Source organism: Mucilaginibacter dorajii, assembly GCF_024808255.1.
GTDB lineage: Bacteria > Bacteroidota > Bacteroidia > Sphingobacteriales > Sphingobacteriaceae > Mucilaginibacter > Mucilaginibacter dorajii.
In genome coordinates this window covers 102,597-115,004 of sequence record NZ_JANTYS010000016.1, presented here as the reverse complement: position 1 = coordinate 115,004, position 12,408 = coordinate 102,597, and the positions used below count along the sequence as shown (strand labels likewise).

Below are 12,408 nucleotides of genomic sequence, written 5' to 3'. Positions count from 1 at the left end.
TGCTTATTATGTAACAGGGGTATTTAAAATAATTTTGCAGGTTATTTTAACCAGTTGAAGATAGCAATTAATTTATATTCCTATTGGCTTTAAACGCAATTTCATTGCGATAATAGCGATGTTGTTACATGTTAATTATACGTAAATATTATTGGCCAGGTTATGTTAAATGTTTAAACTAATACTTTATTTATGTGATTTGCCTGCGTTGGGCTTTTTCCCAAACCGCGCTTTGTGTGGTGGTGAAATACCTGGTAATTCCGGCTACAACAGCATAATTCATTACACAAAAATAGTAGGGGATAAACAGCGCTTTAATGCGTAATTGTCGTTTTTCCATAATATAACCTAACAAAGCCAATAGGTAAAAAAATACCTGAGCAGCTAATAAAGCCTGCCAACCCGAGACATTCGGCTCAAAAGCGATGGCTATATTTAATATAAATGAAAGGATGAGCAAAAAAGGCGTAACAGTCCATCTTAAAACACGGTGGCTGATGTATTGGAAGGATAAAATTGGGTAGGGGAATGGGTTGAACAAACTTTTTAATCTTAATATAGATTGAATCCCCCCGGCAGCTATCCTGATTTTGCGTTTCAACTCTTCAGTTACATTCTCTGATGCTGTTTCGGTAGCATATGCTTCTGGTTCATAAATAATGCGATACCCTTTTTCGGCTATCAGCATCGAGATCATAAAATCATCCAGCACGGTATCAGCATGTACCGGTAAATAAAGTGAACGCCTTACACTAAACAACTCGCCCGCGGCACCAACAACCGAGTAAAGTTCTGAATCCCATTTTTTTAAAGCCGATTCATACTTCCAGTAAAAACCTTCACCAGCGGCGCTTGCATCTGCATTTTCATCAAAATGCACCCGTTTTTCGCCTGCTACGGCACCAACACTTGGATCAGCATAATGGCGACAGATTTTTATCAGCGCATCTTTATTTAAAAAAGTATTGGCATCGGTAAAAACTACGGCATCGGTGGTTACAAAATCCATAGCACGGTGTACGGCCGCGATTTTGCCGGCACGTTCGGGTTTGTGCAACAGCTCTATCTGTGGATACTCGGCAATAATGTTCGGTGTATTATCTGATGAACCATCTGTAATAAAGAGGAGCTTTAATTTCCCTGCCGGATAATTGAGTTTCAACGTGTTCTCTATCTTTTCTTTCATAAAGTAGGCTTCGTTATAAGCAGCTACCACAAGTGTGCAGGTTGGCAGGGCATCCAGGTCTTCGGCAATGGCTTTTTTTGGTCCGCGTACTGCTCTTTTTATTTTGATAATAAAGTAAAGCAGCATGCCATATCCCGCAAAGGTGTAAAAAACAATTACCAGGCTTAATATTAAAATGATTTTCATTTATATAGTTTTGATAGGGTAACCTAAATCAGTACTGCTTTTAGTGTGGGTAAAATTCCACCATACTGCTTTAAACAGCATGGGTATAAAGCTGTAATTTTTCTCTTTGATGTGCCTAATGGTGTCGCGGGGCACAACTAACAATAAAAAGTAAAAATAGAAGAATAACTCCTTAAAAAACGGCGCGTTTCGCCGGGTAAACAGGATGCGGTTACGGGTCATGAAATACACTTTCAGTCCGCTCTTTTTGCCTACCGATACCGATTCTTTATGGTAGATCAAAGCCTCGGTATTTATCCAGGCTTGGTAACCTGCGCGGAGTATCTGCTCGCACCAATCCACTTCTTCGTAGTATAAAAAGAAGTTCTCGGCCATTAGCCCGGCTTTATCAATAGCTTCTCGTTTGATCATCATACAGGCACCATGGCAATAAGCAGTAGGGCCGGTAATGTGGTCAAATTGCCCTTCATCTTTTTGTTTTAAACCAATACAGCTGTTTGCGCAGGTGTAATAGTTCATGGGGGTGTAACCGGCATATTGAATCAACTCCTTATTGCTGTGATATTTGATCATCGGGGAGATCATACCTACATCTGAATGGGTAGCCAGTATATCAGCAAGTTTTTGTACCAGGCCTTCGGTAAACTCGGTATCGTTATTAACCAAAAAAAGGTAATCGCCGGTTGCTTCTTTAATGCCCAGGTTGTTACCACCTGCAAAGCCCAGGTTAATTTCCGACCGGATAAACTTAATATCCGGGTATTTTATAAGCCACGCAGGTACCGGGTTTTCCTTGCTGGCATTATCAACCACAATAATCTCCAGGTTAGCATAGGTGTTGGTCAACGCTATTGATGACAGCAATTCCTCGGTTATACCTGGCTGGTTAAAATTTACGGTAACAACAGAAACCTTTTTCATGCGCGCTGATCATACAATGGTGCTTGCTTTTACGTGTAAACACCATTAATTGTTAAGTATTTAAACCTACTGGGTTATTTTTTGAAACCGTTTTTTTATGGTTAAAAAAGGTTTTTCGTAACCATAATAGGATAATGAGCCTACACCTATCGACCCTAAAATAATGGCACTATAGATTAAAATGTTTTCAATAATTAAACTGCCCTGCGCCAGATATTTCTGTACCAGGAACAATACCAAAAACAGCACAAACTTATGTAACAGATAAATGCTGTAAGAAATTTTGCCAATAAAGTTAAGGTATCTGTGGTTTAAAGAATAGATGCTGTTTTCAGCCTCGCAAAGATTCACGATAAGTAAGGAGGCCAACGCGGCTATTAACACATCGCCATGAGGGATATCAAAACACAGATAGAATATCAAAAAGATCAGGAAAGCATTTAGCAAAATATACTGTGACGCCTTTTTAAATATAGTATCAAATAACCGCTGAAATCTGAATTTGAATTGTGGGTGTTTGGTATTGTGATAAAGTAAACCAACTACAGCGCCTATCATCATATTATCAAACCGGGAGTAATAAAGCAACATATGTACAACCTGGTACATGGGGTGTCGGCTCATAGCCTGCTCAATTACAAATTGGAAAATGTAAATACAGGCAATAAAAGTGAGCAGCGCATTTAAAATATTCCGGTTGTTTTTAATCCTGAAAAAGTGTGGATGGAAAATATAAAACTGTTCTTCTGTACCTATCGACCAAATGGGGTCAAATATGGCCGGCAACAGCTGTAAAACAAAGGCGAGGTTAGGCAAAAATAACACGGATAACCAAAACGCCTTACTGCCACCACCAAAAACCGAAAAGCCAAAGAAAACCACCAAAAAATATAAGGGCCAAATGCGCAATAACCTGCGCATGTAAAAGCCTTTGAAATTGATTGTAATAAAATTTCGTTTCTCTTCAAGTAAAAGGTAGGTGATGAGGAAACCACTTAACGAAAAAAAGATGGTGACGCCTGCTTTGCCGAAGTTGAGCAGATCGGTATCGGGGATACGCCTGATATTAAAAATAACCTTGTGAAGCTCAATGTGCGATACCACAACCATAAGGGCTGCCAATGCCCTCACGCCATTTAAATTGGGGAAGAAAACCTTTGTCTTTTTACTTACAGAAACCTCATTTATTGGTGTATCCAACATTTATACATCTTTATCAACACATAACAATTATTCTTAAAAGCTATTAACTTATACGTAAGCATTAACTTTTAGATACTTTGTCTAAACATTCCTGTAACACAACGGCAAATACCTTGTCATTAGGTGGTGCAAATATGGTGTTATGCTCACCCGGGATTTCATGAACGTGAACGCCTTTCTTTGCAAATGGTGTCCATCCCAAAAATTCAAAGTCGGCCATGTAAAAAGTGCGTTTTTTTGCCCTGAACAATTCAATAGCAATGTTTAATGGCGTAATTATATAATTGCGTAAGGCTTTTTCGCTGGCCTCATCAATTTCGTTATCATAGGCAAAGAACCCTTCTTTCTTTTCGTCTTTACCAGGAGCCAATTTCCAGAACATTTTAATTATCCTTCGTTTCAGGATCAGGCTTTTATATTCAATGGTGCGTTTAGGATCTTCTGCCAATAGCACAAAGGTGTGGCCTATTTGTTTAAGCAATAGCACGCCTTTATTAAGGGCGCGTTTTACCGCCGGATCATGCGCTGTAGACAGATCGGCGTAAGTATCAAACATAGCCAGCATTTTTACTTCCTTACCGGCAGCAATTAGTTGTTTAGCCATTTCGTAGGCAATGATCCCACCTAAAGAATAACCCGCCAAAGCATAAGGGCCATCGGGGTTTTTTGCAACAATTTCGGCAATATAATTAGCGGCAATTTCTTCCATTACATCTAATGGCTCGTCAATACCGTTAAGGCCTTTTGCCTGCAAGCCGTAAACAGGTTGCTCAGCATCCATATTCATAGCCAGGGCGTTAAACAACAACACGTTTAAGCCCGCGCCATGTACAATGTATAAAGGCATTTTGCTGCCGCTTGGCTTAATGGGCACTAATGATTCCCAGGTGATGGATGCCGGGTCGATATCGAGCCTTGCTGCTAATTTCTCAATGGTAGCATGTTCAAATAAAGTAGCCAGAGGCAGGCGCTTGCCGGTTTCTTTTTCAATACGGGCCATGATTTGTACAGCCACCAGTGAACGGCCACCCAACTCAAAAAAGTTATCGCCTATGCTGATACTTTTTATGCCCATCAGTTCCTGCCAAATCTCGGCAACCAATGTTTCGTTTGCGGTGCGTGGTGCTATAAAATCGCCGATACGCTGGATGTTGCCATAATCGGGTTTGGGTAATGCTTTCCGATCTATTTTGCCGTTCGGGGTAATTGGGATTACTTCCATCAACACAAAATCATCGGGTACCATATATTCGGGCAGCACATCAAGCAGGCCTTTTTGCCAGGTCTCGTATTGCGTCTTCAGGTCGGCATCGGCTATGGCTTCGTTCACTATCACATAGGCTACCAGGCGTGGGTTGCCGGGTACATCTTCGCGAGCTATAACAACGGCCTGTTTTACATTATTTTGCTTTAACAGGTTTTGTTCGATCTCTTCCAATTCAATACGGTAACCACGTACCTTAACCTGGTGGTCAATACGACCAAGGCAAACAATTTCGCCATCCTCACGTATCTTGCCTAAATCGCCGGTGCGGTACATTTTGCTGCCTTTTAAGTCAGAGAAGATATCGTCGACAAAACGTTCGTTGGTTAACTCAAGGCGGTTCAGGTAACCTTTGGCTACACCATCGCCACCAATATAAATTTCACCAATGGTGCCATCGGTAAAATTGTTAAGTTTTTCATCCAGTATGTAAACCTGGGTATTATCTATAGGTTTACCAATGGTAATGTCGCTATCGTTCAGAATCAGTTTCACAGTCGACCATACCGTAGTTTCTGTAGGACCATACATGTTCCACAATTCCGAACTGCGGGCAATTAGTTTATTAATGAGGTCTTTTGGTAAAGCCTCGCCGCCGCAAAGTATTTTTAAAGGCAGTTTTTGCTCCCAGCCGGCTTCAAGCATTACACGCCAGGTGTAAGGAGTGGCCTGCATTACGGTAATTTGCTGCGCCAGGCAAAGGTCAAGCAATGCACGACCATCTTTTGCAGTTATGGCATCAGTTACAATGAGTTTAGCTCCCGTTAACAGTGGTAAAAACAATTCAAGACCGGCAATATCAAATGATATGGTAGTTACGGCCAACAAATTATCGGCGGGGGTAAGGCCTGGTTCTTTTGCCATACTCAGCAAAAAGTTAACCAGGTTGTGGTGTTTTATCTGTACGCCTTTTGGTTTACCGGTTGATCCTGATGTAAACAGCACGTAAGCCAGATCTGTACCTGTCACTATGGTATCTGGTTCATCGGCCGAATAGCTGTCAAATTTATTTAAGGCATCTTCTATTAAAACTTCCTGCGCCACAGATGTAAAATGACCTTTAAATTTCTCTGATGTAAGCAAGATCTTTGCTGCCGAATCTTCCATCATAAACTCAACCCTGTCTTTGGGATATTCGGGGTCAAGCGGAACATAAGCAGCACCGGTTTTCAAGATTGCCAGCAAAGAAATCACCATTTCTGGCGAGCGATCAAGCGCAAGGCCTATGATATCGCCGGTTTTTATATTGTAGGTTAGTAAATGCTTAGCCAGTTTATTGGCGGCCTCATTTACATTTTTAAAGGTAAGTGAACGTTCTTCAAATACTAACGCAGTTTTATCTGGATTTTTAAGGGCATGCTCCGTTATGAGATGGTGGAGCGCTTTATCTTTTGGATAATCAACCGCCGTATTATTTAGCTGGCTTAAACCATCAGTTTTTTCAAAAGTATCCATATCTGGGGTATCTTATAAAGCTATTTATATTAATAATAAGGCTACTAATTCATTTTAATTATTACCGCCCTGGATAGGTATCCTAAAGGATAAACTCTGTATTTCACTACATACGCATTAAGCGGCGTTATGGTCGTGCGGGGTATGAATGAATTTTTTATTGGCACCTTTTAATTTAAACAGTAGTAATAACATGGTAAAAAATATCAATGGCAACTTAAGCGCCGCACTTAGTAATTTGCCATTAAAGTACGATGCCGGTATAGCAACAACAATACCAATATAGCAGCATAATGTTGCGGCTAACCACAAATGCCATGACGGGCCAATGCCCGCCGGTAACAAAAAGGAAATAAGCAGCATAAATGGCATCAACCCCAACATCAATACTCTCGGCAATATCGACATTTGATATATCTCGTTAAAATAATCAAAATTGCCCTTCATAAATAATTCACTAAAACCGCTCATGCCGTATTTGCGCAGTAAATTAAACTGCGCCGATAACCACCTTTTACGTTGTTTTTTAAATACTTCGGGGTTGCTTACTTTTTCATCAAGCACCAAAGCTTTTTCGGCGTAAGCAACGTGGATCCTTTGGCGTGTAAGTATCAGGCCCATTTCCTTATCAAAGCCGCCTACAGCGTCAATCTGGCTCATTGTGCGCTTAAATAGTTGATATTCAAGTGCCATTCCAGAGCCTATAATGGCTGCCGAAAAGTTGAATACGCGTTGTGCTTTCCTGAATATGTGATTATTGATCTCTTCGCTAATAGCATCTAACACAGCCACATTGGTATTGATGTTTTTGGCTATGCGGTGCCCTTGTACTACTTTTTCGCCGGCTTGCAGGTAATTGTTAATGTGATACAGGTAATCATCGGCCGCTACGTTATCAATATCGTAAACAATGGCGGCGTCAAAACCTTCGGCTGTGTTTTCAATAGCCTTGTTTAATGCTTTTGATTTGGTACTGTTTTCAAAAAAAACTTCTACCACTTGTAATGGCATCTGCCTTAGTTTTTCAAGTGTTTCAGGTTTAAGCGAATCGGCAATAATGCAAACGTGAAATTTATCTTTAGGGTAATCAAGCGTTAAAGCGCTTACTGCGGAACTTAATAAAATTTCATCTTCCTTATATGCGCAGATATAAATTACAAATTTACTTAATCCGGTGGCTACAGGAGGGTACTTTATGGGAACTAATTTCCCCAATACCGAAAATACAAACAGGTATACGCAGTATATTCCAAGATAAATAAAGGCCGCGCTCATTATTACCGAAGCAATAAATTTAATGATCTCCATAGTTTAGTATCTGATTAAGTCTTTTTACTGTGTTTGCCGCCGTAAAGTTGTATTACGGCCCAATTAGTTATTAACCTTTGTATCTAAATTTAATGCCAAAAGGTTTTCTATTTCCTCAATGCGGTGCTCCCAGGTATTTTCGGCAGCTACAGCCAGTCTTTTCTGTTGCAACTGGGGGGTATCATTTAAGGCCTGGTTAATAGCGGCAGAAAATTCAGTAGGATTTTCGCTGTAAGCAACGGTGTCGCCGGTAAAGTCCTTAAGGTCTGAGTTAAAATCGGTAGATACCACCGGGCGGCCCGATCCTAAATACTCAAATAGTTTTAAAGGGAATATAGAGTTGCTTACTTCATCTTTTTTAAATGGAATGATAGATACATCGAAGCCCTTGAGCACAGCCGGCATCTGGTCATAAGGTACAGCGCCCTTTACAAACGCGTTAGGGTCTTTAAACACCTGCATTTCTACATAATCAATGTCTACAGGGCCTATAAAGACAAAGCTTTTATCCCTGTTTTGGGCAAGGACTTCGGTAAGCAGGTCATAATCAATCCTGCGTTCTATATTACCGAAATAACCGATCACCGGTTTACCTATCCCTGATAGGATGTCCGCTATAGGCAAATCGGGGTTTAACGCTTTTTGACTGTGCGCTATATTGGCTGCGTTTGGTATAAAATGTGAGTTGCTGTTTAACTTCTGCTTATTGTTTCGTAATTCCTTGCTGGTACAAATCACCAGGTCAACGCTTTTAACCACAATATCTTCAGAGATGAGGCCGTGCTTGGTTTGGTAGCTCTCTATCAGGGGATCAACACAGTGGTATACCGTAAGCAGCGGCAAAATCAGTTTATGAAAGTTGGGGTAGGTGTAGTTATAAGAGTTTATGTAGATGTAATCTTTAATATCAAACTGTTTGATCACTTTTTTTAAGCGCCGCGCAACTATGAGTTCATTAAATCTAACGGCCGCACGGTAAATTTTACCTTCGGGAAGCCCGTTGATTGATGGCACAGGTGGCGATATTACGATCTTAAGATTAGGAATGTCGGTTTGGATAATGCTGTTTTTGGGCGAGAAGAAATGCGGCTTTCTGATCTTAAATTCCGGAGTATCTTTAAATTTGATGTAATCCTTCCAGGTAAAGGGCCTGTCAACATAATAAACCTGGTTGTGTTTAGCCAGGTGTTTGGCCATGGTGTAGTTTGTTGATTCCAGCCGGCCATCAAACTGCATCTGCGAAAATATGATGATGTTACGGTTTTTAAGCTCCATACTAATTTTGCTCCACCTCTTTTTTCCTGATCTTTTGAAACAGCATGCCAATTAATTCTATCAATTCAAGATAACCAAGGTAAAATATATCCTTAACTGAAAAGTTCAGGTGCTTTTTTAATGCCCAATAACCAAAAATAGCGCCAGAAAAGAAAGTGAATATCGATGCGATGGCAACGCCATACAAGCTGTGAAAAATGAAAATGCCAGCAAAATCTGCCGCCACATTTACCGATAGCATAATAAAAACCTTGATCATGTTTAGCTGGGGCTTGCCAATAATATCAAGGGTGATTCCAAAAAACCTATCGATAGGAAGCAGCATCACAAAGCACATAAAAATGCGGAAAATGTTTCCTGCATCCGAGTGTTTGTAATCACCACCAAACAAAATCCCGATAATAATATCGGCTAATAAAAATGATGCGACAGCTACCGGGATCAACGCCATAGTAAGCATCCCGGCATATTTTTTCATGATGTAGGATACATACTTTTTGTCGTCGCGATTAACCGCTGCCGACATCACAGGTAAAGCAGTAGCTATAAATGCTCTTAAGGGGATCTCAAAAATCTCCATTAAACGCTGCGGTATATAGTAAACCGGTAATAATGCTGATGGGAACATCATTTTGATGATAAAGGTATCTGAACTACGCAACAGGTATGAGCTGATAGAAGTGCCCACACTAAATTTACCAAAATGTGCCAATTGCTTTACAGATGCCCAGCTTTTGCTGCCAATGGTTTTAAACTTTGCCCAGCCAACAGATATAGTTACGATACTGCTGATGAGGTTATTTAAGCAGTAGCAGTAGATGGCATTTTGGAAGTTGGTACGATGCAAAAAGATAAGGAGCAAAATAAAAATGAAAAACCCGCCCTGGTTAATAAGTTGTAGCAGAAATAGTTTATCAAAACGTTCTTCGGCCTGCAAAATCCAGGTGGCTATAGCGGTGGGTAACGCTACGATATATATAACGCTAAACCACTTTAATATGATAAACATATCTAGGTTGCCGCCCACAAAAAACAGGTAAAAAAAATAGACCAGCAAATTGCCAACTCCAAAAACCAAAGCAATGATGATACCCAGGTACCAGGCAGATCCGGCAATGTTTGCAGCCCTTTCTTTATCGGCCCCGGCATAAAATTTAATAAGCGAGGTTTGTAAAAAGCCGGTTCTGAAGGTATCGGCAAGTGTGAAAATAATAAGGAAGAAAATGTAATCGCCAAATTGCGCAGGCGTTTCAATAAAGCGCCCCATCAGGGATAATATAGCCATCCCAAGCACGGGCATAATGGCGTTACTTGCTAATGAAAGTGTATGCTTGTTAATTAGTTTTTTTAAAAAACTCATGTTGGTTTGTTACGCTTTCTCCCATGCGTTTGTTGTGAAATTGTACTTTTTTATTACCCTTGCCGGGTTACCTACCGCTACCGAATAATCGGGAATATCTTTGGTAACCACACTTCCTGCGCCTATAACAGCGTGTTTACCAATAGTTACCCCCGCTGTAATTACGCAATTGGCACCTATCCAAACATTATCCATTATGTTTATTGGCTTGGTTACTACTTTTTGCACCCTTGGGGGTAAGGTTACATCCTCGTATCCATGGTTTAAGCCCGATACCACAATATTTTGGGCAAGCATTACATAATTACCCATAATAACCGGGCCAATGATCACATTACTGATGCCTATGCCGCAATTGTCGCCAATAATAACGTCGCCAACACCATTGTTGATAGTGGCAAAATCTTCAATGATGCTTTTGCCGCCCAATGAAAATTTATTGAAGGGAAATACATCCAAACGGGCATAATATCTCACTACAGCGCCTTTACCCCGGTGGTGATAAAAAGGGGTAACAAACCAGCGCACCCATAACCGCGGCCTCGATTCGCCGGTTGGGATCAGCATCCAGTGTACCAGCTTTTTTAACTTCGGGTTTGATTTTATTTTGGCTGTTATTGACATTGGTTTAACGGGTTCTTTTTAATTATACGTTGCCCACATTGGTACTATCTGTTAGATTATTTTGCTTTTGAAGGTCGAGCCGCATACAGGCTACTATAATGGCTATAGATAGGTAAAACAAAATATTTGATGGATACTGTACAATGGCTTGCTGCGGAAAATTGCCGATATTAAAGGCAAATATCACCAGGATCATGGTCATACAATAGTTTCTTAAATCGGGGTCTTTGATCCTGAAAAAGAAGTTGATGCCATTTTTTAGCACAACAAACAATAAGGTACAAAATAGAATCAGACCAATCCAACCCATTTCGACCGCGACACGTACAAAGCCACTATCAGGAGGGAATTTTGCCAGCATCGAGTTTGGCGAGAATCGCCTGCCCCAAATACCTACTGAACCGAGCCCCCCGCCTAAAGGGTGCGATAAGATAAAGGGCTTTATTCTTTTTTGATTTTCAACCCGTACATTGTATGATGGATCATCAGATGGGCTAAAAGCGGTCTGAAACCTTTTTATGGATGGATTTGATGTAGGCACTACAATTAAAAAAGCCAGCATTAAGCCTGCTGCAATAGTAAAAGCGAGCACCTTGGTATTAAAATTTAACACCGCTAAAATTACAAGCGATGCAGGCAATAACACATATGCCGCCCTTGTGCCTGAATAAAGCATCACATATAAAAAAAACGCGGCAAGGCATCCCAGTATAACTTTTTTACGCGTGGTAATATTTCCCATAATTAAGCCAATGCAAAGAAGGCTGCCAATAACCATGTTGTATGAAAACGTAACCGGGTCTGAAAATGTCCCGAACTTACGCATATGTCCGTTTATAAACAGTAAACCAACACGCAAGGGATCAGAGAAAAGCCACTTTTTTTCGAAAGGCAGGAAGCCAAAGTTTTCTTGTTGAAATGCCGATATGCCGGCGATCAAATCGAGGGCAAGCCACAGTTTTAATAAAAATTTTATAAAATCGACAGATCGTATATGATATACGAACACAAAATACATGAGCATAATGAAGCCCACCGTGCGCACCGTGTAAATCCATGCCAATACTGATGATGCCGAAGGATTTGCCACCTGGATAATGTTATAGGCCAGCCAAATGATAATTAATGTGCTGATAGGATTTTTAAAGTAGCTATAATCGTTTTCACTCTTTTGTTTAATAAAGAAACCAAGAATGAGCAGGTAGGTTATGGCATCAAGCAATGTACCTATGGGTACCGCTTCTGGTAAAAATTCAGAAACGTAGTTGATAAAAAAGGCCACCACTATTAAAACAGCGATGCCAAATTTAGGATACGCTACAATTGAAAAAAGGATAGGCAGGCCAATTATAAGTATCAATATTATACCTGCGCCTATAAATGCAAGTTTGTACACAACAAATGCCACAAATAAGGCTGCTATTATCAAAAAAGATATGACAAGCGGGCTGGAAAACTTTTGAATAAGCTGGTTTCTCCAAAAGGATCCTTTTTCTTTAACACTTCCTGTTTGATTATTCGGCATCAGGTAAAAATTGGGGTTTATAATAATAAAATTTTAACTACCCATACAAAAACGCCTATAAAAGATATTGCTATCGCGGCCTTACGCGATCTGTTTTGAAG

Annotated in this window: 9 protein-coding genes; all 9 read right to left on the bottom strand. The window is 40.3% G+C overall.

Annotated features, from left to right (window positions below):
• Window positions 1–190: 190 nt before the first annotated feature.
• The gene (locus FHS10_RS20460) at window positions 191–1,372 is read right to left on the bottom strand and encodes a glycosyltransferase family 2 protein (protein WP_259094101.1); all 1,182 of its coding nucleotides are present in this window, start codon (window positions 1,370–1,372) and stop codon (window positions 191–193) included.
• A complete protein-coding gene (locus FHS10_RS20455; RefSeq protein WP_259094100.1) occupies window positions 1,373–2,293 on the bottom strand; it encodes a glycosyltransferase family 2 protein in 921 nt (306 codons plus the stop codon).
• Window positions 2,294–2,359: 66 nt separating this feature from the next.
• Window positions 2,360–3,496 (bottom strand): acyltransferase family protein, encoded by a 1,137-nt coding sequence (locus tag FHS10_RS20450; RefSeq protein WP_259094098.1) that lies wholly within the window; start codon window positions 3,494–3,496, stop codon window positions 2,360–2,362.
• A 61-nt stretch (window positions 3,497–3,557) separates the two neighbouring features.
• Window positions 3,558–6,215 carry a non-ribosomal peptide synthetase gene (locus FHS10_RS20445; RefSeq protein ID WP_259094096.1) on the bottom strand — a complete coding sequence of 886 codons (2,658 nt, stop codon included), beginning with the start codon at window positions 6,213–6,215 and terminating at the stop codon, window positions 3,558–3,560.
• Window positions 6,216–6,332: 117 nt separating this feature from the next.
• A complete protein-coding gene (locus FHS10_RS20440) occupies window positions 6,333–7,523 on the bottom strand; it encodes a glycosyltransferase family 2 protein (protein WP_259094094.1) in 1,191 nt (396 codons plus the stop codon).
• Between the two features lie 63 nt (window positions 7,524–7,586).
• On the bottom strand, window positions 7,587–8,798 hold the full coding sequence (locus tag FHS10_RS20435; protein WP_259094092.1) for a glycosyltransferase: 1,212 nt from the start codon (window positions 8,796–8,798) through the stop codon (window positions 7,587–7,589).
• A gap of 1 nt (window position 8,799) precedes the next feature.
• Window positions 8,800–10,158, bottom strand: a complete 1,359-nt coding sequence (locus FHS10_RS20430) for a lipopolysaccharide biosynthesis protein (protein ID WP_259094090.1) — start codon at window positions 10,156–10,158, stop codon at window positions 8,800–8,802.
• 9 nt (window positions 10,159–10,167) lie between these two features.
• Window positions 10,168–10,782 carry an acyltransferase gene (locus tag FHS10_RS20425; protein WP_259094088.1) on the bottom strand — a complete coding sequence of 205 codons (615 nt, stop codon included), beginning with the start codon at window positions 10,780–10,782 and terminating at the stop codon, window positions 10,168–10,170.
• Between the two features lie 22 nt (window positions 10,783–10,804).
• Window positions 10,805–12,307, bottom strand: a complete 1,503-nt coding sequence (locus FHS10_RS20420; protein ID WP_259094086.1) for an O-antigen ligase family protein — start codon at window positions 12,305–12,307, stop codon at window positions 10,805–10,807.
• Window positions 12,308–12,408 lie beyond the last annotated feature (101 nt).

Excerpts from the sequence above, each read along its gene's own strand:
- FHS10_RS20460 (WP_259094101.1), bottom strand. The coding sequence starts at position 1,372 with ATGAAAATCATTTTAATATTAAGCCTGGTAATTGTTTTTTACACCTTT.
- FHS10_RS20455 (WP_259094100.1), bottom strand. The coding sequence starts at position 2,293 with ATGAAAAAGGTTTCTGTTGTTACCGTAAATTTTAACCAGCCAGGTATA.
- FHS10_RS20450 (WP_259094098.1), bottom strand. The coding sequence starts at position 3,496 with ATGTTGGATACACCAATAAATGAGGTTTCTGTAAGTAAAAAGACAAAG.
- FHS10_RS20445 (WP_259094096.1), bottom strand. The coding sequence starts at position 6,215 with ATGGATACTTTTGAAAAAACTGATGGTTTAAGCCAGCTAAATAATACG.
- FHS10_RS20440 (WP_259094094.1), bottom strand. The coding sequence starts at position 7,523 with ATGGAGATCATTAAATTTATTGCTTCGGTAATAATGAGCGCGGCCTTT.
- FHS10_RS20435 (WP_259094092.1), bottom strand. The coding sequence starts at position 8,798 with ATGGAGCTTAAAAACCGTAACATCATCATATTTTCGCAGATGCAGTTT.
- FHS10_RS20430 (WP_259094090.1), bottom strand. The coding sequence starts at position 10,158 with ATGAGTTTTTTAAAAAAACTAATTAACAAGCATACACTTTCATTAGCA.
- FHS10_RS20425 (WP_259094088.1), bottom strand. The coding sequence starts at position 10,782 with ATGTCAATAACAGCCAAAATAAAATCAAACCCGAAGTTAAAAAAGCTG.
- FHS10_RS20420 (WP_259094086.1), bottom strand. The coding sequence starts at position 12,307 with ATGCCGAATAATCAAACAGGAAGTGTTAAAGAAAAAGGATCCTTTTGG.